Source organism: Rhodococcus sp. 06-470-2, from assembly GCF_002258235.1.
Taxonomy (GTDB): domain Bacteria; phylum Actinomycetota; class Actinomycetes; order Mycobacteriales; family Mycobacteriaceae; genus Rhodococcoides.
Window position 1 is genome coordinate 503,661 of record NZ_NOYB01000010.1, and the last position, 21,086, is coordinate 524,746.

21 protein-coding genes are annotated in these 21,086 nt (G+C 65.6%); 13 read left to right on the forward strand and 8 right to left on the reverse strand.

From position 1 onward, the window contains the following. Positions 1-55: 55 nt before the first annotated feature. Complete coding sequence (locus CH276_RS05775; protein WP_094630316.1) at positions 56-799, reverse strand: ThuA domain-containing protein; 744 nt, start codon at positions 797-799, stop codon at positions 56-58. A 66-nt stretch (positions 800-865) separates the two neighbouring features. After that, positions 866-1,651, reverse strand: a complete 786-nt coding sequence (locus tag CH276_RS05780) for a TetR/AcrR family transcriptional regulator (protein ID WP_094630631.1) — start codon at positions 1,649-1,651, stop codon at positions 866-868. Between the two features lie 69 nt (positions 1,652-1,720). Between CH276_RS05780 and CH276_RS05785 the strand changes: the two genes are divergently transcribed. From CH276_RS05785 to CH276_RS05805, 5 genes are all read left to right on the forward strand, one after another. Further along, the gene (locus CH276_RS05785; protein ID WP_254924164.1) at positions 1,721-2,362 is read left to right on the forward strand and encodes a TetR/AcrR family transcriptional regulator; all 642 of its coding nucleotides are present in this window, start codon (positions 1,721-1,723) and stop codon (positions 2,360-2,362) included. A 105-nt stretch (positions 2,363-2,467) separates the two neighbouring features. Further along, complete coding sequence (locus tag CH276_RS05790) at positions 2,468-3,175, forward strand: histidine phosphatase family protein (RefSeq protein WP_094630317.1); 708 nt, start codon at positions 2,468-2,470, stop codon at positions 3,173-3,175. A 35-nt stretch (positions 3,176-3,210) separates the two neighbouring features. Continuing rightward, positions 3,211-3,972, forward strand: coding sequence for an SDR family NAD(P)-dependent oxidoreductase (locus tag CH276_RS05795; protein WP_094630318.1), 762 nt, complete (start codon positions 3,211-3,213; stop codon positions 3,970-3,972). An 8-nt stretch (positions 3,973-3,980) separates the two neighbouring features. Further along, a complete protein-coding gene (gene lpdA, locus CH276_RS05800; RefSeq protein ID WP_176459119.1) occupies positions 3,981-5,381 on the forward strand; it encodes a dihydrolipoyl dehydrogenase in 1,401 nt (466 codons plus the stop codon). 18 nt (positions 5,382-5,399) lie between these two features. Beyond that, entirely contained in the window at positions 5,400-6,179 is a 780-nt protein-coding gene (locus tag CH276_RS05805) for a ThuA domain-containing protein (protein WP_094630319.1), read from the forward strand. 6 nt (positions 6,180-6,185) lie between these two features. Here CH276_RS05805 and CH276_RS05810 read toward each other — a convergent pair whose 3' ends face one another. Together CH276_RS05810 and CH276_RS05815 are read right to left on the reverse strand one after the other, a co-directional pair. Beyond that, the gene (locus CH276_RS05810) at positions 6,186-6,980 is read right to left on the reverse strand and encodes a maleylpyruvate isomerase family mycothiol-dependent enzyme (RefSeq protein WP_094630320.1); all 795 of its coding nucleotides are present in this window, start codon (positions 6,978-6,980) and stop codon (positions 6,186-6,188) included. A gap of 94 nt (positions 6,981-7,074) precedes the next feature. Then, positions 7,075-7,851 carry an SDR family NAD(P)-dependent oxidoreductase gene (locus tag CH276_RS05815; RefSeq protein ID WP_094630321.1) on the reverse strand — a complete coding sequence of 259 codons (777 nt, stop codon included), beginning with the start codon at positions 7,849-7,851 and terminating at the stop codon, positions 7,075-7,077. Positions 7,852-8,010: 159 nt separating this feature from the next. Here CH276_RS05815 and CH276_RS05820 point away from each other — a divergent pair, with 159 nt between their 5' ends. Both CH276_RS05820 and CH276_RS05825 read left to right on the forward strand, forming a co-directional pair. Beyond that, positions 8,011-9,735 carry a PEP-utilizing enzyme gene (locus tag CH276_RS05820; protein WP_094630322.1) on the forward strand — a complete coding sequence of 575 codons (1,725 nt, stop codon included), beginning with the start codon at positions 8,011-8,013 and terminating at the stop codon, positions 9,733-9,735. After that, on the forward strand, positions 9,732-10,745 hold the full coding sequence (locus tag CH276_RS05825) for an NADP-dependent oxidoreductase (RefSeq protein WP_094630323.1): 1,014 nt from the start codon (positions 9,732-9,734) through the stop codon (positions 10,743-10,745). The genes CH276_RS05820 and CH276_RS05825 overlap by 4 nt, the downstream gene beginning before the upstream one ends. 4 nt (positions 10,746-10,749) lie before the next feature. Here CH276_RS05825 and CH276_RS05830 read toward each other — a convergent pair whose 3' ends face one another. The 3 genes from CH276_RS05830 to CH276_RS05840 are packed head-to-tail and all read right to left on the reverse strand — an operon-like array spanning position 10,750 to position 13,512. Beyond that, complete coding sequence (locus CH276_RS05830; protein ID WP_094630324.1) at positions 10,750-11,349, reverse strand: histidine phosphatase family protein; 600 nt, start codon at positions 11,347-11,349, stop codon at positions 10,750-10,752. Then, positions 11,346-11,945: a histidine phosphatase family protein gene (locus tag CH276_RS05835; RefSeq protein WP_094630325.1), complete on the reverse strand. Its 600-nt coding sequence runs from the start codon at positions 11,943-11,945 to the stop codon at positions 11,346-11,348. The genes CH276_RS05830 and CH276_RS05835 overlap by 4 nt, the downstream gene beginning before the upstream one ends. 25 nt (positions 11,946-11,970) lie before the next feature. Continuing rightward, positions 11,971-13,512: an AMP-binding protein gene (locus CH276_RS05840; RefSeq protein ID WP_094630326.1), complete on the reverse strand. Its 1,542-nt coding sequence runs from the start codon at positions 13,510-13,512 to the stop codon at positions 11,971-11,973. 161 nt (positions 13,513-13,673) lie between these two features. Between CH276_RS05840 and CH276_RS05845 the strand changes: the two genes are divergently transcribed. From CH276_RS05845 to CH276_RS05870, 6 genes are read left to right on the forward strand one after another with little or no spacing between them, the layout of a single operon-like run. Beyond that, positions 13,674-14,702, forward strand: a complete 1,029-nt coding sequence (locus tag CH276_RS05845) for a thiamine pyrophosphate-dependent dehydrogenase E1 component subunit alpha (protein ID WP_254924165.1) — start codon at positions 13,674-13,676, stop codon at positions 14,700-14,702. Between the two features lie 21 nt (positions 14,703-14,723). Beyond that, positions 14,724-15,761 carry an alpha-ketoacid dehydrogenase subunit beta gene (locus CH276_RS05850; RefSeq protein WP_217901386.1) on the forward strand — a complete coding sequence of 346 codons (1,038 nt, stop codon included), beginning with the start codon at positions 14,724-14,726 and terminating at the stop codon, positions 15,759-15,761. 3 nt (positions 15,762-15,764) lie between these two features. Next, positions 15,765-17,213: a 2-oxo acid dehydrogenase subunit E2 gene (locus tag CH276_RS05855; RefSeq protein WP_094630328.1), complete on the forward strand. Its 1,449-nt coding sequence runs from the start codon at positions 15,765-15,767 to the stop codon at positions 17,211-17,213. A 5-nt stretch (positions 17,214-17,218) separates the two neighbouring features. Continuing rightward, a complete protein-coding gene (locus CH276_RS05860) occupies positions 17,219-17,599 on the forward strand; it encodes a Zn-ribbon domain-containing OB-fold protein (protein ID WP_094630329.1) in 381 nt (126 codons plus the stop codon). Continuing rightward, positions 17,596-18,747: a thiolase family protein gene (locus tag CH276_RS05865; RefSeq protein ID WP_094630330.1), complete on the forward strand. Its 1,152-nt coding sequence runs from the start codon at positions 17,596-17,598 to the stop codon at positions 18,745-18,747. The genes CH276_RS05860 and CH276_RS05865 overlap by 4 nt, the downstream gene beginning before the upstream one ends. A gap of 13 nt (positions 18,748-18,760) precedes the next feature. Continuing rightward, a complete protein-coding gene (locus tag CH276_RS05870) occupies positions 18,761-20,011 on the forward strand; it encodes an acyl-CoA dehydrogenase family protein (protein WP_094630331.1) in 1,251 nt (416 codons plus the stop codon). Between the two features lie 4 nt (positions 20,012-20,015). Here CH276_RS05870 and CH276_RS05875 read toward each other — a convergent pair whose 3' ends face one another. After that, entirely contained in the window at positions 20,016-21,086 is a 1,071-nt protein-coding gene (locus CH276_RS05875) for an acyl-CoA dehydrogenase family protein (protein ID WP_094630332.1), read from the reverse strand.

Consider the following 21,086-nt stretch of genomic DNA (forward strand, 5'->3'; position numbering starts at 1 on the left):
CAGCGAACAGTGATCGCGGGCACACTTTTCTTTAGGCTGACTCCAAAAACTCCGGTCATGTGCGTGCTGCCCACCGTAGGGCTCCCGCCACGAGTCGGCGGTAGACGGGATCGGCGAGGGTGGGCGACTTGTCGCCGGGCTGCAGATACGCCAGCCGACTGCGGCCGTTGGTTTTCGTCCACCCGACCAGCTGCGAGCCCGGTCGGTGGCTCCAGCCCTCGCGTTCGTCGCGGCGGCCCGCCATGGCCAGTGCCGTCGACCAGTGCACGCCGTCGGTCATCTCCGCGTCGGTGCGCAGCAGGGGAGTGACGTCGTCCTCGAAGACTTGGCACAGGTAGGTCTCGTCGACGAGGTCGAACGAATCGGGGATGCCGAGGGTGATCGGGTGCGCACGATCGGTGACGGTGATGGTCTGCGGAACTGCATGTCGGTAGCCGGAGTCCGGGCAGTCGACACCGCGGACGATGCCTGGCCGGTAGAGGTATCGGCCACCCACGAACTCGGCCCATTCGTCCCAGTTCGCCCACGAGGCGATGGCGTGATGCAGCACCACGTAACCGTGTCCGCTGGTCGGAGCGGCGGCTACAGCTGCGCGCACGGCCTCCGGTGGATCGGCCGGTGTGGGCAATGTGCCGGGCATGTCGTAGTGCAACGAGACGTCGAACCGGGCCAGGTCGTCCGGGCCGAGATCCGCGTCCGGGTGTTCGTGCCAAGACACGTCGCCGGGCAACGAGTCCAGGAGTTCGGTGAAAGCATCTCGGTCGAACGAATGCCCACCGGTGAATGCCGCAATACGCATGAACGGGTGTCCCATCGATCAATTTCAACTGGTGATGCAGTCAAGTTACTCGACGAGGGCGGTAGTTCAGCGTCCTTCGATCATCTTCGAACAGACCTCGGTGGTCGCCGCCCGCAGCCGAGGTGCCGATATGCCGGCCAGCGGCCCACCCTCGATGCGCAGCGGCTGGATGGCGATGGTCGTGGCGATCATCGTCCGCACCCGCAACGACCGCGCGGCCTGCTGCGCTGCCGCGGACCGCTTGTTGGCCGGTGTCTCCGCGACCGGGAAGTAATCGAATGCACGTCGGATGTGCCGGTCTTCGTACTCCTTCGTCAGGAGGCGAGTTCCGGGCGTCGCGCCGCCGGCCATTTGCAGAAACAGCATTCGCGCCGCGTTCGGGTGCTCGGCCGTCCAGTCCCACACGGCGTCGATGACGCTCTTGAACGTGTCTGCGTCGGCCTCGGCGTCGTCCGGCCGGGCATGCTGCGCGGCGGCGGAACTGGCGTCCATCGCATACCCGAGGGCGCTCTCGAACAGCTCTTCCTTGCTCGCGAAGTGGTAGTAGACCGCGGTCGGCACCATGCCTGCGGCCTCGGCGATCTCCTGTATCGACGTTTCTGCGAAGCCTTTTCGGGAGAAGACGCGGACGGCTGCTTTGACGATGAGGTGCCGGCGCGACGGCCGATGGGCAGAACCCTTCGGTGCACCGGGCTCGGCCGGCGTGTCGACGGTGTTCTCATCGTCTGCGTTGGCAGAACTCGACGAGACGGTGCCTACCGGATCGTCGTCGGCGGCGGGCGTTGAATCCCAGCCGTTCGGCGTCTCGTCTGCGTGACCGTTTTCGGGGTCGCTGTTTCGTCGTCGTGGCACCGGGCTCAATTTACTCGCTGGTGCACGTCGCGACACCCTGATCGAGCGGTGGGTGCCATGATCTACTGCATGGCAGGCAAGGGAGTGGCACCGAAGCGGACTGCGACGGCTCCGACGAGCAAGGGCGCAAAGCGAGCGGCGCATCGTCCGTCGCGGCGTGAGGTCGTCGTCGACGCCGCGATGCATCTGTACTCGGTCCGGTCCATCGAGGACGTCACGGTTGCAGATATCGCCGCGGAAGCTCAGATGACCTCCGCCGCCGTCTACTACCACTACCCGTCCAAAGACGAGGTTCTGCTCGGCGGGCTGCGGCTCTATGCGGACGGTTTGCTCGATGAGCTTCGCACCCAGGTCGAGAGCGACCCGGACGCCTCTCTGGGCGACATCATCGTTGGATTGCTGGAGTGGACGGATCGGCATCGGGCCGCGTCGCTCGTGTACTTCGTGCGATCGCCGGGATGGAGCCTGTCGATCGAGTCGCTTCGCAGGGAAGTGCGTTTGACGATGCTCAACATCTTCACCGCCGAGTTGCGCAGCCGCAGCGGAGTCACGACGCGAGCGAAACAGGCTGCCGCCGCGACTGCACTGTCGAGTCTGCTCGAGGTCTCGGTGTCGTCCTGGCTGACCGAGGACACGGTTCTTGCCAACCTCGGACGTCGGAGATTTTCCGACGAGGTTCGCGAACTGGCCGCCGACATCGCCAGTTTGTGAGGACTGCTGGAGCCGAACACTACTAAGTGCTCGGCCGCGGGCCGTTGACCCGGAACTTTGCGCAAGTATCTTTAGACCGACGACAGTTTATGGTTGACTTGCACCATGCTCAGTCAGTCGCGTGCCCGATCCATCGATCTCGACAACCCGTTCGCGCCACTGACGGGATTGTGCGAACTGGTCCTGGTCCGGCACGGCGAGCAGGTGCTGAGCAAAGAACTCAGTGCCGGTGAGACGGTAGATCCGCCGCTGTCCGACCTCGGAGAACGCCAAGTACAGGCTGTGGCGCAGAGGCTGGCCACGGCTCGCGTCGATGCCGTCTACAGCTCTCCGCTTCGGAGAGCGCTACGTACCGGAACCGAGATTGCCGATCGACACGGACTCGTCCCCGTGGTGCGGGACGACCTCACCGAGTACGAGCCCTGGCAGAAGTCTCCTGCCGACCTCAGTCCCTTCGACGCCCTGCCACGCGACGAGATCGCCAAGATCTTTCGCGAGCACATCAGGACGCGTCGGTACGACGCGTTCCCTTACGCCGAGGACGGGGCGGCGTTCCGCGGCCGTGTGCTCGGGCAGATTTCCACGATCGTCGACTCCCATCGCGGTGAGCGGGTGGTGGTGACCTGCCACGGCGGCGTCATCAACGCAGTGCTCGCCGACGCTCTGGGCAGCGGTCTGGACATGCCTGTTCGAGTCCACCACACCTCGATCAGCGTGGTCCGAGGTGCCGACACGCGCCGAGCGGTCCAATCGGTCAACGATTTCTCTCATGTACTCGACTTCCAGACTTCCGTCGGAGCCATGAATCTCTAAGTCCTGCAGTTGAACACCGATCAAGGAGTCATCACATGGATCTCGACCTCAAAGGCAAGCGCGCCATCGTCAGCGGTGCCAGTCGCGGCATCGGCCTAGCGATAGCCCGCACGTTGCTCGCCGAAGGCGCATCGGTCGGTGTGTGCGCACGCGGCGAAGAACACCTGAACGAGGTGTCCGCCGAATTGTCCGAGCTGGGAACGGTTTTCCACAAAGCAGTCGACGTCGGTGACGCCGACGCCGTGAAGTCGTTCGTCGACGACGCCGCCGAGGCGCTCGGTGGTATCGACATCGTCGTGGTCAACGCCTCCGCCGCCACCGGCAAAGGCCCGCAGGCGTGGATCGACAGTTTCAACGTCGACCTCATGAGCCTGGTCAACTTCATCGAATCGGCCGCGCCCCATCTCGAAGCGAGTACCTCGGCGTCGGTGGTCACCATCAGTACCACATCGGCGCTCGAGGCCGGTCCGATCAGCACCGCCAACAGCTACGGTGCGCTGAAAGCTGCCGTACTGCAGCACTCCTCGGCGCAGGCGCGGGCACTCGGTCCGAAGGGTATTCGCGTGAACGCCGTGTCGCCGGGCCCCATCTTTTTCGAGGGTGGCGCCTGGGAGACCATCCAGACGAGTCGTCCTGCTCTCTACGAGGCTGCGCTCGGATCGGCGTCGCTGGGCAAACTGGGTGCAGCACAGGACGTTGCGAACGCCGTGACCTTTCTGTCGTCACCCGCCGCAGGACACGTCACCGGAATCAACATGGTGGTCGACGGCGGCTTCACCAACCGCTTCGACTTCTGAGTCCCGACATGTCGTCTGATGTGACCGGCACAGCCGACCTGGTGATCCTCGGCGGCGGGTCCGGCGGGTACGCCTGCGCTTTGCGGGCTGCCCAGCTGGGCATGTCGGTGATCTTGATCGAGGCGGACAAACTCGGTGGTACCTGCCTGCACAACGGATGCATTCCGACCAAGGCACTGCTGCATGCGGCCGAGGTCGCCGATTCCGTCCGCGAGGCTTCGACTTTCGGAATCAAGGCGACCCTCGACGGTGTCGACATGAGTGCGGTGAACAGTTACAAGGACGACGTGATCGCCGGCCTGTACCGCGGGTTGCAGGGCCTCGTTGCCTCCCGTGCGATCGAGCTCGTCGCCGGGCGAGGTCGCCTCGTCGGTGACCGCACCGTTGCGGTCGAACTCGCAGACGGTGGTGTCGCCACCTACCGCGGCGAGGCGCTGATCCTGGCGACCGGCTCGCAGTCGAAGTCGTTGCCGGGCCTGGACATCGGTGGTTCGGTCGTTACCAGTGACCTCGCACTGGAACTCGACACCGTCCCGGACAGCGTCGTCGTCCTCGGCGGCGGAGTGATCGGGTGCGAGTTCGCCAGCGTCTGGTCGTCGCTCGGCGGACATGTGACGATCGTCGAGGCGGCACCCACGTTGCTGCCTACCGAAGACCCGTGGGTGTCGAAACAGATCGAGCGAGCGTTCCGCAAACGCGGGATGGTGCTGAAGACGAAGACGTCGTTCACCGCCGTCTCCGCTCGAACAGGCGGAGGAGTGCACGTCGAGCTCGCCGACGGATCCACCGTCGACGCCGACCTCATGCTCGTGGCCGTCGGCCGCGGTCCACGCACCGCGGACATGGGCTTCGCCGAAGCGGGCGTCGATCTCGATCGCGGCTTCGTGGTGACCGACGAGTGGCTGCAGACATCCGTGCCGGGCGTGTTCGCCGTCGGCGACATCGTGGCGGGTCCACAGCTGGCCCACCGCGGCTTCGCGCAGGGGATCATGGTGGCCGAGCAACTGGCCGGTCTGGATTGCACGCCCGTCGCGGACAGGGGAATCCCGCGAGTCACCTACTCCAACCCCGAGGTCGCGTCGGTCGGCTTGACCGAAAGCGAAGCGGCAGCGCAGTACGGCGATGTCGAGACCGTCGTCTACGACCTCGGTGGCAACGGCAAGAGCCGCATACTCCGCACGGCAGGCGGGGTGAAGCTGGTCCAGGCCGGCCCGGACGGACCGGTGGTGGGCATCCACCTCGTCGGCGCGCGCGTCGGAGAGCTCATCGGGGAAGCGCAGCTCATCTACAACTGGGAGGCGACAGCGGGGGACGTCGCCCAACACGTGCACGCGCACCCTACTCAAGCAGAGGCACTGGGCGAGGCGCACTTGGCCCTGGCAGGTAAAGCGCTGCACGCGCACGGCTGATCACCGAAAGAGGACACGATGGCGGGACCTGCAGGCCGGCTCGACGCGGTCGTGGTTTGCGGTGGGCAGTGGCACGACTTCGATTATGCGAGGCTGCAACTGCTGTCGTCGCTGAGTGAGTACGAGCTGGTTCGGACAAGGGTGTTCGAGGACTACGACTGTCTCGATGCTCTGGCTTCGGCCGATCTGCTGGTCACCTACACGTGTAATCGGGTCCCGACCGACGTGCAGCAGAAAGCGTTGGAGGCATTCGTTTCTCGCGGTGGTCGCTGGCTGGCATTGCACGGCACCAACTCCGCGATCGACCGGACGCCGAACGGATCGCCGAGCAAGTACGTGACACCGCGGACCCTGGGTGACCTGGCCGGTGTGCTGGGGAGCCAATTCCTGGGGCACCCGCCGATCGCTCCGTACACGGTGGAGTTCACCGAACCCGAGCACCCGTTCGTCGCCGGGATCGGCCCGTTCGAGGTCACCGACGAGCTCTACGTCTGTGAGCTTCATCCACCGATTCGCGTGCTCGCTCACACTCGTTTCGTCGGTGAGTCCACGGGATTCGCCGAGGGGCACACCACTGAGGACGAGCCCAGGCCGGTCCTGTACCTGAAGGACCACGGCGACGGGACGGTCTGTTACTTCACGTTGGGACATTGCCGGGGTCGGGTCGACGTCCAAGACCTCGGAATCGACGATCTGGGCCGGGTCGACCGAGGGAGTTGGACAGTCCCGGAGTTCCGAACGGTCCTCCAGCGCTGTCTGTCGTGGGCCGTCACCGGAGAGCTGACGGCCCACCACTGAGCTGGGTCAGATGATGTCCACCGTGTCGAGAACCCTTTCGGCGTAGGCCGAGTCGCCGACGATCGTCACGTGCTTGCGCCACGGGCTGCGGGTGGTGCCCCACAGGACGAAATCGGTAGCGGCCGAGGTGATCACGGTGTCGGCGGCCGCCGCCCCGGGTTCGACGGTCAGCAGCTTCGAACCCGGCCGCAGGGTCCACTCGCCACCGCCGGGACCGGTGAGTCGCACCCCCAGCGGGCGGTCGAGTACCCCACTCACCGGAGTGCACATCTGCGGCAACCCGGTCCACATCCACTCGACGGCGATGCGCACCAGATCGTCTTCAGGGTCGGGCACCTCCCGGGTGACCGGTCCGTCGGATCCGAGCAGATCGACATACATGTGGCACCACATGTCGAAGGCGAACGCATCCGAAAGCTGATGCGTGCGATAGGTTCCCAGATCGGTCAGTGTCATCGGGGCCGACGCCGTCTCGGTCTGCTGCATCGGTTCGAGGACCGCCATCGCGCCGTCGACGTTGTCCAGGAACTCGTCGGCAACCTGCGAATTGGACCACTCCCGGCGTGCGTCGACCAACTGGTTCTGCAATTCTTCGGCGGTGCTGGGCGTAGGCGCGGCCGGATCGGAAGGCGGCGGATCCACCATGACCGCGAAATTCGAACCGGTATGCGCCACCAGATCTTTCACCGACCAGCCTGCGCAACGGCTGGGAGCCGACCACTCGTCGACGGTGAGACTGCGGACCACGGACCCGTATCGGTCGGCAAGCTCGCGACTCGCCGACAAGCCTGCCCGGCTCATGACCTGCTCACCGTACCGGTGTCGATGAAGTATTCGGAAGCGGTGACGTCCATCGAAGTTCTCTCCTTGGAGTGTTCGGTCGGGGAAACTGCGGTCAGTAGTTCGCAGTGCCGCCGTCGACGCTGAGGATCGCGCCCGTGATGCCGGCTCCGGCGTCGGAGGCGAGGAGCATCGCCATCGCGGCAACCTCCTCGATCGTGTTGGGACGCTTGAGCGCCGACTCCTCGGCGAACAGCGCGACCATCTCCTCGAAGGACATTCCCATGGCCTTGGCCGTGGCAGGGCCGTTGTCCTTGATGATGTCGGTGATCACCAGACCGGGGCAGATGGAGTTGACAGTGATGCCTTCGGTACCGACCTCACGGGCGATGGACTTCGTCATGCCGTTGATGGCGTGCTTCGCGGCCACGTAGGCGGTGAACACAGGTTTGCCGTGCTTGCCTTCCACCGACGAAATGTTGATGATGCGGCCGGACTTGTTGGGCAGCATATGTTGAAGGGCTCGGCGGGTGGCCCAGAAGTTCGAGTTCAGATTCCAGTTCATCACCAGAGTCCACTCCTCGTCGCTGAGGCCGGCCGTGGGTTGGAGGTCCTTGGCCCCACCGGCATTGTTCACGAGAACGTCGATCCGCCCGAACGTGGCGACCGTCTGCTCGATGAAGTCCTCCACATCGGACTGCACGGTGACGTCTCCGGGGAAGAAGGCAGCGCGATCACCGACCCCGAACTGTGCGAGAGCTTTTTCGCCCTTGTCTCTCGAGCGTCCGTTGAGAGACACCTTCGCCCCTTCGGCCAGCGCCGCTTCAGCGATACCGCGACCGATTCCCTGCGTTCCGCCCGTGACGGCAACAACCTTGTCTTGCAGCTTCATTGATTTTCTCCCATACCGATTCGCTCAGGACCAGAGACAAGTAACTTGTCATCGACTACAGTCTGGCATGTAGAGTGGCTCACGTCACAGTGATTCTGCAGACGGATTCAAAAAACTACCTACGAGGTGCAGTCGCCGATGTCAGAGACGAGAAGTGAAATGTCCGACCAGCGTTGGTTGGTCGACACCGACCCGAGCCCCCGTCTGCCCGTGTACACGCGTCTGAACGCGAGCGATGTGCTGTCGGACCCGATCACGCCACTCGGTGCGGATCTGGGTTGGATCCAGAACATCCTGCCCGGGTGGAACTTCGGGTACGCCAGCCTCGGTAGCTATTCGCTCGCGGAAAGACCTGATGTGGCGGCCTCGTCCGGCATCTTCTACGGGCACCTCTACATCAACCTGTCGATGTCTCGCCTGGTCGGCATCCGTGGCGGTCTACCGGTGGAACTCGTCGATCAGCTCTTCTACGGCGGAGACCCGAACATCCCGGCGTATGTCGGCCATCCCGACGACGAGAACGCCGAGGCAGGCAGCCGCCTGGAGGCCCGTAACGCGTGGGCGCTGTCGACCGAGACATTCCCGGAACTGGAAGAGGACCGAACTCTCGCCGACCGCTTGCGGGCCGAACGTCCCGACCTGTCCGCACTGACACCGGCAGCGCTCGTTGCGCGAGCCCGGTCGGTGATGCCGCTCGAGCGCGTCGCGTGGCGCGGGGAAGTGATCGCCACCAACTGTGCCGCGGTGGGTCCCGCCGTTCTGGGCCAGCTGCTGGGCGCAGAAAACCAAGACCTCGTCGTCACCCTGGTCGGTGCAGCCGGTGACGTGGACTCGGCCATGCCGTCGTACGCGTTGTGGGAACTCGGCCGCCTGGTGCGGGCCGACGACAAACTGATGGCGGCATTCGATTCCGGGGTTGCCGGTGTCGGTGATCGCATTGTCGGAATCGACCCGAAGTTCGACGCCACCCTGGACCGGTTCCTTCTCGATTACGGATACCGAGGGCCCAACGAGTGGGATCTCGGGTCCGTTTCGTGGGAGACCCGGCCCGAGCTGGTTCTCGGCCTCATCGACCGGCTGCGGCTCCAGGACGACTCGGCCGCGCCGGACGTCCGTCTGTCCGAACAGGCGTCGGGCGGAGCCGACGCATGGGCCCGAGCGCGGGAGATCGTCGGTGACGACGAGGCGGGGCAGGCGACGCTCGCGTCGGCGTTGGCGTCGGCCCGCAGATTCGCTGCATGGCGTGAACGCGCCAAGACCAACTGCATCAAGGTCCTGCACGAGGCCCGCGTGCCGCTCGTGGAACTCGGTCGCCGATTGCACGCCGACGGTCACCTCGACTCGGCCGACCACGTCTTCATGGCGGTCGACGACGAACTCGACGCGCTGGCGAGTGCCCCTGAATCGATGAGAACCACTCTGGCGCAACGACACAGCGACTGGCGGGAGCTGTTCGGACTGGAGCTGCCCACCTTCCTCGACACTCGTGAACCGATTCCCGCCCTGTCGACACTGGGCCGCACGGGTCAGTCGGCCGTCGCCCCCGTGGAAGTCGGCGATGTCCTGCAGGGCTCCGGAGCCTCGCCTGGAATCACGCAGGGGCGTACACGCGTGATCACGTCGATGGCAGAACTGGACACGTTCGAGGTCGGCGATATTCTCGTTGCACCGCAAACCGATCCGTCGTGGACCCCGTTGTTCATGGTCTCCGGCGGTGCCATCACCGACGTCGGTGCCATGGGGTCGCACGCGATGATCGTGAGCCGTGAACTCGGTATCGCGTGTGCGGCCGGCGTTCAGGCCGCGACGCGTCGCATACCCAACGGGACGCTCGTCGAGATCGACGGATCCAAGGGCACGGTCACGATCCTGGAACTGCCGTGACGACCGGGGTCGTCACCAGCACGCGGGCCGTTTTCCTGTCGGAGCGTCCGGGTGGTGACCCCGGGCCGCAGAATTTCGAGATCCGTGACCTCCCTCTCGCCGAACGCACCGCCGACCAGGTAGTCGTGCGCAACCTGTTCATGAGTGTCGACCCATCGATGCGGGGACGGTTGGCGACGTCGGAGATGCACTACACCACCAACTTTCAGGTGGGCGCGCCGCTCGACGGGTCCGCACTCGGTGTGGTCGTCGACGGTACCGACGACGTGCCCGCAGGTTCCTACGTGCGGCATCGCCTGGGCTGGCGCGAGCACGCGGTGGTCGACATCGCTGCGGCCACGGTGATCGAGCCGCGGGGGATCGACCTGCACCACTGGCTCGGAGTGCTCGGCCAGACGGGCTTCACCGCCTACGTCGGACTGGTGCGCGCGGGTGGATTTCGGACCGGTGACACCGTGTTCGTCTCCGCAGCAGCCGGGGCGGTCGGTAGTGTTGCGGGCCAGTTCGCGAAACTGCTCGGTGCGTCGAGGGTCCTCGGTAGCGCCGGTGGGCCGGACAAGGCGGCGCTGCTCACGGAACGATTCGGTTTCGACGAAGGCATCGACTACCGCGAGCGGCCGATCGGTGACGCGCTGCGCACAGTCGCACCGGACGGCATCGACCTCTACTTCGACAATGTCGGTGGCGACCACCTGGTTGCTGCACTGGGGTCCATGAATCAGCGTGGTCGGGTGGCGCTGTGCGGCATGATATCCAACGGGGGTCCGGACAGTCCGCCCATGGATCACCTGATGAACGCCATTCTGAAACGGATCACGTTGCAGGGCTTCATCGTCCGCGATCACGAGGATCTGCGGCCCGAGTTCGAGGATCAGGTCGCGGACTGGCTGGCATCCGGGAAGTTGATCGCCGAGTCCACCATCCACGATGGGCTGGACAACGCGGTCGACGCGTTCCTGTCCATGCTCGGCGGCGGGAACGTCGGCAAGATGCTGGTCCGATTGTCCTGACGGCTCAGCGGAGATGCCCCGTATCGTTGACCGATTCGATGACGAAGCGCTCCGAGCGCAGCACCGCGATGCGGCTCATCGACGTGTATCCGGGGTTGAAGAAGAACGGTGATGGTGCCTGCAGGATGTCGGACAACAGCGTGTTGATGGCGCCGCCGTGCGACGCCACCACAGTCAGCTGACCCGGTGCCCGTCGCGTGGCGTCGAGGACCGCAGCGCGCATTCGTTGCGCGACTTCGGCTTTGTCGTACTTCGGAACGAAGTCCTCGAACCGCCCCTCGGCGAATGCTCGACCCTGAGGTGTGTCGGCGATGGCCTCCGGGGTGGCGTAGCTGGTGCGGTCGCTGTCCCATTCCCGGAACCGCTCGTCGATGATGACGTCGAGTCCGTGTGGTCTTGCCGCCAGTAGCGCGGTCTGATGGGCGCGCTTGTAGTGACTCGACACCACCTGCGCCACCGGTTCGCGGCGCAGCCACGCACCGAGGCGTTGGGCCTGGCCGTGACCGGCGTCCCCGAGTCCGGGATCGGCCGCGCCCTCCTCGCCAGGCAGACCGTGCCGCACCAGAATCACCCGGCTCGCCGTGGCGAGAGTGTCCTGCGTCATGCGGACACCGTGCCGCGCAGATGTGCGGTGTCGTTGAGGGAAGCGACCACGATCACGCCGGAGTCCAACTTCTGCACGCGTGCGATCGAGGTGTAGGCGGGGTTGTGCCAGAACGTCTTCGGCATCTCGAGGATGTCGGCGACGACTGCATTGATGATGCCGCCGTGCGCCACGGCCACCACGCGCCCGCAGGGATACCGGTCGAAGACCTGATCCAGAGCCGACCGAGCGCGGGCGCGAAATTTCGGCAGATCGAGGGCAGGAACGTACTCCTCGAACCGGCCGTCGGCCACCGCGCGCAGTCGAGCATCGTCGGGTGCCATGTCCTCGACGGCCATGTAGTCCGCGGGGCTGATGTCGTCGTCCCACTCGCGCAGGTCCTCGATCACCAGATCGAGCTCCCGATCCATCCCTGCCGCAAGCTCTTCCGCCGTCTGCCGGGCCCGAACCAGGGGACTGGCAACGATCGCATCGATGTTCTCGTGCCGCAGCCACGTCGCCAGCTTGCGGGCATCCGCGACGCCTTCGGGGGCCAACCCGGGATTGCGCACTCGGGAGACCGGTTGGCCGTGCCGGACCAGTAGAACCTCGATCATCGATTGCCTTTCGGTGGTGTGGGAGCTAGCCGGCGATGGTGCGTTCGGTACTCCAATACGGAGCACGCATGGCCTTCTTGTCGAGCTTGCCCATGGCGTTGCGGCTCAGTTCATCGACCACGACGTACTTCTTCGGGCATTTGTAGGAGGCCATCGAGTCCTTCGCGAAGCGGGCGAGTTCGTCCACGTCCAGCGAGGTGTCGGGCCGCGCCACCACCAGGGCCAGCAGGGCTTCGCCGAGGTCGTCGTCCGGCACGCCGATCACCGCGACTTCCGCGACGGCCGGGTACATCGACAGAACGCGCTCGCTCTCTGCGGGATACAGGTTCACACCGCCGGAAACCACCATGTCGGCCACTCGATCGGTGATGAACACGTACCCGTCGTCGTCCACGTAACCGACGTCGCCCAGGGTTGCGACTCCTGGCAGAATGTAAGCCGCAGCGGTCTTTTCGGGATCGGCGTGGAAGACGACGCTGCGCTCGGGCGGCGTTCGGAAGCCGAGCACACCCACCTCACCGCGGCCGAGTTCGCCGCCGTCGGATCCGACGACCACGGCTTCGAACGGGGGGACCGCTCGGCCGACCGACCGGGGGTGCCCGAGCCACTCCGTCGAGTCGATCTTGCACACCGACCCGATCTCGCTGCCGCCGTACGACTCGACGAGTACCGGACCGAACCAGTCGATCATCGACCGCTTCACGTCCTGGGGACACGCGGAGCCGGTATGCGCGACGTATTGCAGAGACGAGACGTCGTGGCGCGAGCGGACGCCATCGTCGAGTCCCAGCAGACGCTGGAAGTGCGTGGGAACCATCAGTGTCGACGTGACCTGGTGACTGTCGATCAGCTCCAACGTGCGTTCGGCGTCGAAGCGGCCCATCACCACCACGGGCTGACCGGAGAGCAGATGGCGTATCGCGGTCAGTGGACCGTTGTGTTGCAGCGGTCCGACGACGAGATGGACGCCGGCGGGATAGCCCGACCGCGCGGACACCGCGTCGACGAAGTCCGCGGCGGTCTCGGCGGGAGCGGACCAACGCACTTGCGTGCCGCGAGCGCGGCCGGTGGTGCCGGAGGTGTACACGAGCGGTGGTCGAGCCGGGCGTTCGAGTGGAAGTGCCGACGCGGACACGTCCTCTCGCGACACGACGAACTCGGACCAGTCGACGCCGCCGAAGGCGTCGGCGTTGTGGATGATCACCGCCCGAAGGCCGACCTCGAGGCCCGCTGCGAGGGATGACGTCAGGCCGAGTGGCCCCGTCACCACCGCCACGGACCCGGAGTCCACCAGCTGATCGGCCATTTCGTCGGGCTTGAGCTGCCGGGAGACGGCTACCGTGCCGACGCCGCGCCGGATCCCGGCTACATGCGCCAGGAGAGTCTCTACGGCGTTCTCCCCGATCACCGCGACGCGTTCGTCGGAGTTCGGGGCGATGGCGATCAGTCCCTCGCCCAGGGCATCGAGGGTGGTGGCGACGTCCATCCAGGTCATCGCTCTACGGTCGTCCACCAGAGCCAGGCCGTGCGGGTCGGCCGTCGCTCGGTCCCTGATGAGGTCGAGCATGGCTCACTCCTTCAACGGTTCGGTCCTCGGATGTGCAATAGTAACTTTATAGTGATTCTACTTACATTCGGCTACTGTTGCGGCCATACTGTAGAAGACGTAAACAAAGTCCCCGCCGGAATGCTCGTTGCATCGTTCGGACCAGAGAAGAGGTGTACGTGGTGACTTCGACCGCGACCGACCCAACCCGTGAGGCCGTCGAGCCCATCGGATCCAACGATCCGACACCGAGCCGGGAGGTCCTGCTGGATCTGCACCGGCGCATGGTTCGGATCAGGCAATTCGAGACCGAGGCCGGCCGGCTGATGGAAGGCGGCAAGCTGCCAGGTTTCCTGCACCTGTACGTCGGCCAAGAGGCCGTCGCAGCCGGTGCGATGAGCAATTTGCGAGACACCGATCAGATCTCCTCGACACACCGCGGACACGGTCACGCTGTCGCGAAGGGTGCCCAGTTCCGCGAGATGTTCGCCGAATTGTTCGGCCGCGTCGGCGGGTACTGCAAGGGTCGCGGAGGCTCGATGCACATCAACGATCTGTCCATCGGCATGCTCGGCGCGAACGGCATCGTCGGCGGCGGTATTCCGATCGCCGTCGGGGCAGCGTTCGCCGCCAAGTACCGCGGCGAGGACTCCGTCGCCATCCCGTTCTTCGGTGACGGGGCAAGCAACATCGGCGCGTTCCACGAGGCCGCGAACATGGCCGGCATCCTCGAACTCCCGGTTGTATTCGTCTGCGAGAACAACGGATACGCGGAATTCACCGCACTGCGGGATCACATGAAGCTCGAGAACGTCGCCGATCGCGCACAGGCCTACGGATTTCCCAGTGAGATCTGCGACGGCATGGATGCGATCGCGGTGCGTGCCGCCGTCGGGCGTGCGGTCGAACGGGCCCGCAACGGCGGTGGACCCACTCTGGTCGAGGCCAAGACCTACCGCTACTACGACCACCAGGGCGTGAAGGGACTCCGCAAGACCTACCGCACTCAGGAAGAGGTCGAGGCGTGGAAGGAGCGCGATGCCATCAAGCTCCTCGAAGCACGGGCCGTGTCCGAAGGTCTGGTGACGGAATCCGAGTTCGCTACCGTCTGGGCCGAAGTGGACGCGGACATCGCAGAATCCGTGAGCTTCGCCGAGGCCAGTCCCTTCCCGGACGTGGCCGACTTCGCCCTCAACGTCTACAGCGACTGAAGAATCGAAAAGGCTGGAACGATGTCTACTGCAACAGAAACATCACCGAATTCGACCACACCGGCCGAGGCCGCGTCGGCACGCATCACAACCTACGTCAAGGCGTACAACGAGGCCGTCGCGCAGACCATGCGTGAGGACGAGAACGTCTTCGTAATCGGCGAGGATGTGGCCGGATACGGCGGCGTCTTCCACATGTACGACGGACTTCTCGACGAGTTCGGGCCACGGCGCATGGTCGATACGCCGATCGCCGAGATGGGTCTCATCGGGCTCGGTGTCGGTGCCGCCGCGCGCGGGCTGCGTCCCGTCGTCGACATCATGTTCATGGACTTCCTGGCCGTCGCCCTCGACCAAGTGGTGAACCAGGCCGCCAAAATGAAGTTCATGTACGGCGGCGAGGTCAAGGTACCGATGGTCATCGCGGTTGCCTACGGCGCGGGCGTGAGCGCGGGTGCACAACATTCGCAGTCGCTCGAAGCCTGGCTGGCTCACACGCCGGGACTGAAGGTATTGATGCCGTCCAACGCGTACGACGCCAAGGGCCTGATGGTCTCGGCCGTACGCGACGACAATCCTGTCGTGTTCATGCTGAACAAGGTGCTCCTCGGAGCGCGTGCCGAGGTGCCGGAGGAGATCTACTCGATCCCCATCGGTCAGGCAGCGATTCCGCGTCAGGGTGACGACGTCACCATCGTCGCCTTCGGCCGTATGGTCACCGAAGCCCTGAAGGCCGCTGACATTCTCGCCGAATCCGGAGTCTCGGTCGAGGTCGTGGACCCGCGGTCGGTGCAGCCACTCGACACGGCCACGATTGTGAAGTCGGCGTCGAAGACCAACCGCATTCTGGTGGTGCACGAGGCCGTCACGTTCGGTGGCATCGGGGCCGAAGTAGCTGCGCAGATCCAGGAAGAAGTGTTCGACTACCTCGACGCACCGGTCCTGCGCATCGGCGCACCCTTCACCCCCGTGCCGTTCAGCACCCCGCTCGAGAAGGCCTACGTGCCGGACGCCGACCGGATCGTCTCCGGAGCCCGCCGTCTGCTCGAGAGGAATTGAGAAGTGGCACAGCAGATCGTGCTTCCGAAGCTGGGTCTCACGATGCAGGAAGGCGTCATCGGGGAGTGGGTGGCCGAGGCGGGCCAGCGCATCGGCCTCGGCGACGTGCTCCTGCGACTGGAGACCGACAAGGTCGATGTCGACGTGGAAGCCGAAGCCGAAGGCATCCTCGCCACTTCCGCGAAGGCCGGCGACGTCCTGCCGGTCGGCGCGGTGATCGGCTGGCTTCTCGGTGACGGAGAGCAGGCACCGAACGGTGCCGCCGCGCCCGCAACCACTGACGCCGTCGTCGACGACACCGCATCGGCAGTGGCTTCCGCAGCACCGGTTTCGGCCGACGGCACTCGACTCAAAGCGTCGCCGAATGCCCGTCGCGTCGCAGCGGCGTCGAACGTCGACCTCGCCGCCGTTCAGGGCACCGGTCCCGGCGGGCGCATCGTCTCCGAAGACGTCGAGGAGTTCCTCGTCGCTTCTCCGACACCCGGTTCTCCGGCACCCATGACTGTGGCGTCCGAGCCCACGATCATCGCCGAGGCCACTGTCTCCGAATCCACCGCCTCCGAGCCGAACTCTGCGGCCGGACAGTTCGTCGGCCCGTTGATCCGGCGCCGGGCGGCCGAGCTCGGCGTGGACCTGACTCGGCTCGTCGGCACTGGAATCGGTGGCCGCGTCACCAAAGCCGATGTGGAGAACGCAGCTGCGCCACAGACTATTTCGACTACGTCTGCGACGAATCATGCCCGTGTCTCCGGTCCGCAGCCCGGTGACGTCATCCCGCTCTCGGGTATGCGCGGCGCGATCGCCCGCAACATGGTCGACAGCCTCCACACGATGGCGCAGCTCACCCATGGCTACGAGGTGGACGTCACTGCGCTCGTCGCCGTTCGCGAACAACTCAAGACCGAGAGCGTGCAAGCCGATTCGAAGCCACCGAGCCTGAACGACTTCGTCGTCAAAGCCGCTGCCCTTGCGTTGCAACAGCATCCGGCGCTGAATGCTGGGATCGCCGACGACAAGGTGACACTGTTCGAGGAGATCAACATCGGAATCGCGGTCGCCGTCGATGGTGGACTCGTGGTTCCCGTTGTGCGCAATGCCGACGCTGTGTCGCTCGCCGCGATCGCCCGCCGCACCCGCGCGGTGGCCACTGCTGCTCGGACGGGCAAACTGGGGCTGACGGATATGGAGGGCGCGACGTTCTCGGTCAGCACACTCGGTGCCTACGGCGTCGACTTCTTCACCCCGGTCGTCAATCCGGGCAATGTGGCCATTCTCGGCGTCGGCAGGGTCAAGGACGGATTCCGTTGGGAGGGTGAGACTCCGGTGCGGACGCAGGTCATGACCCTGAGCCTGACCTTCGACCATCGGGCAGTTGACGGTGCTCCCGCGGCGGAGTACCTGCGCACTCTCGGCACGATTCTCGCCCGGCCTCTGGCCTTGCTGGCCGGATAGCGCGCATGCTCGCGGTCGACGAGGGGCTCTTCGCGCAACTGGATCCGCCGGTGCTGGCCGGAAGCGAGTGCGGCGACTGTGAAGTCGTGGCGTTTCCGCCAGTAGCGCGGTGCCCGGGGTGCGCTGGGTCGGCGGTAGTGCGGCGCGCGTTGCCGACACGCGGGTCGGTCTGGACCTGGACCACTCAGTCGTTCGCGCCCAAGCCGCCGTTCGAGGTGCCCGCGTCGGGATTCGAGCAGTTCGTGGTCGGCTACGTCGACCTTGGCAGCGTGCTGGCGGAATCTCGTATCGTCGGCGTCGTCGCTATAGGTGACGAAGTCGAACTTCGATTGCTTCCGGTCAACGAGACCGAGGTCACGTTCGCCTTCGAGAAGGTCGAGCGATGAGCGACGACGTCTACGTCGTCGGAGCCGGCATGCATGCGTTCGGTCGGCACGACGGGGTCTCCGGCCTGGACATGGGTGAGTACGCTCTGCGCGGTGCCTTGGCCGACGCCGGAGTCGCGTGGTCCGACGTCGACGCCGCTGTCGGGGGTAGCAATGTTTCCGGAAAGCCCGACTCGCTGGTCTCGCGGCTCGGCCTGACCGGCATTCCGTTCATCACGGTCAAGAACGGTTGCGCCACAGGTGGAGTAGCTTTGTCCACGGCCACCGACATGCTCACCGCACGCCGAGCCGACGTGGTGGCAGTGGTCGGTTTCGACAAACACCCGCGCGGTGCATTCGCGTCCGACCCGGCCGCTTACGGTCTGGACCCCTGGTACGCCCGGACCGGCATGATGGTCACCACCCAGTACTTCGCGATGAAGACCCGCCGGTACTTCCACGAGCACGGGCTGGACGAGTCCGCGTTGGCGGCGGTGTCCGAGCGCGCCTTCGCAAACGGGGCCGCGCATCCTATGGCGTGGCGGCGAAAAGAACTCACCGCCGAGCAGGTCCGTGCGTCCGTCATGGTCAACGACCCGCTCACCCAGTACATGTTCTGTTCGCCGGGTGAGGGCGGCGTCGCACTCGTTCTCGCGCGCGGAGACCGAGCGCACGACCTGTGCGAGCGACCGATTCGGCTTGCTGCGGTGGAGGTGCGTACTCGGCGGTCCGGATCGTTCGAGGTGTTCTCGCCATGGCTCGCTCCTCATCCGATACGCAGTCCGAGCATCGATGCGGCCGCGGCGGCGTTCGCCGCCGCCGGCCTCGGACCCGGCGACGTCCACGTGGCGCAGTTGCAGGACACGGACTCCGGCTCAGAGATCATCCATATGGCGGAGACAGGTCTCTGCGCGCACGGCGAGCAGGCGAAATTGCTCGACTCCGGTGCCACACACCACGACGGCTCCATGCCGATCAATACCGACGGCGGGTGTTTGGCGGGCGGCGAGCCGATAGGTGCGTCGGGGTTGCGGCAGGTACACGAGGTCGTCCGGCAATTGCAGGGCCGGGCCTTGGGAAATCAGGTGCCGAGCCGGCCGACAATCGGCTTCACCCACGTTTACGGTGCACCCGGGTTGTCGGCGTGCACCGTATTGACCGCAGAATGACGAGAGGGGCACCATGACAACGGGTCTCGGTACCATCCCCGAACTGGCCGAATTCCAGGCGGACGTACGCTCGTGGCTGGGGTCCATCCTGCCGCCTCGGCCGGCACCGTCACCGCAGGACCGGCCCGACCTCGCCGTCTTCCGCAACCTGTCGGACGAGGACGAAACATCGTTGCTCGACGCCGCACGGCATTACCGCAGACAACGGTTCGACGCCGGCTACGGGGCGGTGACCCTGTCCGTTGAGCACGGCGGTCGCGGATTGCCCGCGTCCTACGCCTCGGCCATCGCGCAGGCCGAGCGTGAGTTCGACGTCCCGCCGTCCACCGAACTCATCAGCGTCACAACCGGTCTAGTCGGGCCCGCGGTGGTGATGTTCGGATCCGAGGATCAGCGGCGCACCTACGCAAACTCGTTGCTTCGCACCGACATTCTCGCGTGCCAGTTGTTCAGCGAGCCCGGCGCTGGATCGGACCTGGCGGCTCTGGGGTGCCGCGGCGTCCGCCGCGGTGACGACTGGGTGTTCGACGGGCAGAAGGTGTGGTCGTCCGGAGCTCGCTTCGCCGATCTCGGGATGCTGTTGGCCCGCACCGACCCGGATGCACCGAAACACAAGGGCATCACCGCTTTTCTGATTCCCCTGGATCTCGGGGGAGTCGACATTCGGCCGATTCGGCAGATGAGCGGAGGATCATCGTTCAACGAGGTGTTCCTACACGAGGTCCGTGTGCCGGACAGCATGCGCCTCGGCGAGGTTGGTCAAGGGTGGAAGGTCGCCAATGCCACGCTGGCGTTCGAGCGCACCGCGTCCGGATCGGTGACTCGCAAGAAGGGTGGCTCGGTAACCGAATTGATCTCGTTGGCGCAATCTCTCGGTGTCGCGAGCGATCCGTTGGTACGGCAGAACATCGCGGATGTGTACATCCGATCGGAACTGCGGGCGGCCACGGCCGATCGGGTTGCCCGCGCTGCTGCCGCGGGTGCATCTCCGGGGCCGGCAGCATCGGTCGGCAAACTGATGGCTTCGGACGTCCTGGGCAAGATCGGCGAGATCGCGGCGGATCTGCTGGGCACCGAGATCACCGCCGCGGTCGACGACGACCGCTTCGCCTGGACCGAACACCTACTGGGCAGCCCGGGCTACCGGCTCGCAGGTGGCACCGACCAGATTCAGCGCAACGTCATCGGCGAGCGGGTACTCGGGTTGCCGCCGGAGCCCCGGGAGAACCGTGACCAGCCGTGGTCCCAGCGCGACAAGCGCTGAACTTTCACCAGGCGAGAGAAAGGGCGAGCCGTTCCCTGTGGAACGCGGCCCCGCCGAAGAGCTGAGCGTCGGCGCGGGCTCGCCGGAAATACAGATGACAGTGGTGTTCCCACGTGAAGCCGACACCTCCGTGCAGTTGAACGGCTTCGGCGGTCACGGTCCGGTAGGCGTCCGAACACCACGCCTGCGCCACTGCGCTCGCCTCGGTGAGGTCGGTGGCCTCCACCGCGCGAACCACTGCCGATCGGCTGGACTCCACGAGAATCATCAGGTCGGCGAGCGTGTGCTTGACGGCCTGGAAGCTGCCGATGGCTCTCCCGAACTGGCGTCGTTCCTTCGCGTAAGCGACGGTATGGTCAAGGCTTACCTGTGCACCGCCGAGTTGTTCGGCGGCCAGCACTATGCAGACCACATCGAGAGCGGGACCGACTGCAGCCCAGGCGCTTCCACCAAACGTCAGCCGCCGGGCCGGCGTACCCGACAAGGTCAGCGCGGCCTGCGCCCGCGACAGGTCGAGAGTTCGCAGCGGTGTGACCGTAGGTTCGCTTGCGGCGGCGTCCACGACGAATACGTCGGGACCGTCCGGTGTGTGAGCGACGGCCACGAGCCACCGCGCGCCGGCGGCACCGAGGACTGCCGATGCGTGGCCGGACAACGACCACCCGGTGCCCGTTTCGGTGGCGGTGAAGACTTCGTGTCCGGGTGACCACCATCCACGCCTGTCGAGTCCCGCGAACGCGGCCGGCCGTCCCTCGGCAATGTCCGCGATCACGTCGTCGGCGTCGGTGGCGTGGACGAGCACCTGTCCGGCGAAGATCGTCGACAGAAACGGGACCGGAAACAGGGCGGCGCCCAACTCCTCGGCGACCACCGTCAGTTCGGCCCGACCACCGAGGCCGCCGCAGGATTCGGGCAGTCCCAAGCCGGCGACCCCGATCTGTCCTGCCATGACCGACCATGCGTCGGCATCCCAGCCCGGGCCTGCAGGATCGAGCGAGCGGCACAGGTCGGGTCCGCCGAGATCGGCCGTCGCAGCGCGCACAGCTGCCCGTAGGTCGTCGAGTTCCGTAGTCAC

Coding starts and splice junctions, on each gene's coding strand:
- CH276_RS05775 (WP_094630316.1), bottom strand. CDS start 799: ATGCGTATTGCGGCATTCACCGGTGGGCATTCGTTCGACCGAGATGCT.
- CH276_RS05785 (WP_254924164.1), top strand. CDS start 1,721: ATGGCAGGCAAGGGAGTGGCACCGAAGCGGACTGCGACGGCTCCGACG.
- CH276_RS05790 (WP_094630317.1), top strand. CDS start 2,468: ATGCTCAGTCAGTCGCGTGCCCGATCCATCGATCTCGACAACCCGTTC.
- CH276_RS05795 (WP_094630318.1), top strand. CDS start 3,211: ATGGATCTCGACCTCAAAGGCAAGCGCGCCATCGTCAGCGGTGCCAGT.
- lpdA (WP_176459119.1), top strand. CDS start 3,981: ATGTCGTCTGATGTGACCGGCACAGCCGACCTGGTGATCCTCGGCGGC.
- CH276_RS05805 (WP_094630319.1), top strand. CDS start 5,400: ATGGCGGGACCTGCAGGCCGGCTCGACGCGGTCGTGGTTTGCGGTGGG.
- CH276_RS05810 (WP_094630320.1), bottom strand. CDS start 6,980: ATGAGCCGGGCAGGCTTGTCGGCGAGTCGCGAGCTTGCCGACCGATAC.
- CH276_RS05815 (WP_094630321.1), bottom strand. CDS start 7,851: ATGAAGCTGCAAGACAAGGTTGTTGCCGTCACGGGCGGAACGCAGGGA.
- CH276_RS05820 (WP_094630322.1), top strand. CDS start 8,011: ATGTCCGACCAGCGTTGGTTGGTCGACACCGACCCGAGCCCCCGTCTG.
- CH276_RS05830 (WP_094630324.1), bottom strand. CDS start 11,349: ATGACGCAGGACACTCTCGCCACGGCGAGCCGGGTGATTCTGGTGCGG.
- CH276_RS05835 (WP_094630325.1), bottom strand. CDS start 11,945: ATGATCGAGGTTCTACTGGTCCGGCACGGCCAACCGGTCTCCCGAGTG.
- CH276_RS05840 (WP_094630326.1), bottom strand. CDS start 13,512: ATGCTCGACCTCATCAGGGACCGAGCGACGGCCGACCCGCACGGCCTG.
- CH276_RS05850 (WP_217901386.1), top strand. CDS start 14,724: ATGTCTACTGCAACAGAAACATCACCGAATTCGACCACACCGGCCGAG.
- CH276_RS05860 (WP_094630329.1), top strand. CDS start 17,219: ATGCTCGCGGTCGACGAGGGGCTCTTCGCGCAACTGGATCCGCCGGTG.
- CH276_RS05865 (WP_094630330.1), top strand. CDS start 17,596: ATGAGCGACGACGTCTACGTCGTCGGAGCCGGCATGCATGCGTTCGGT.
- CH276_RS05870 (WP_094630331.1), top strand. CDS start 18,761: ATGACAACGGGTCTCGGTACCATCCCCGAACTGGCCGAATTCCAGGCG.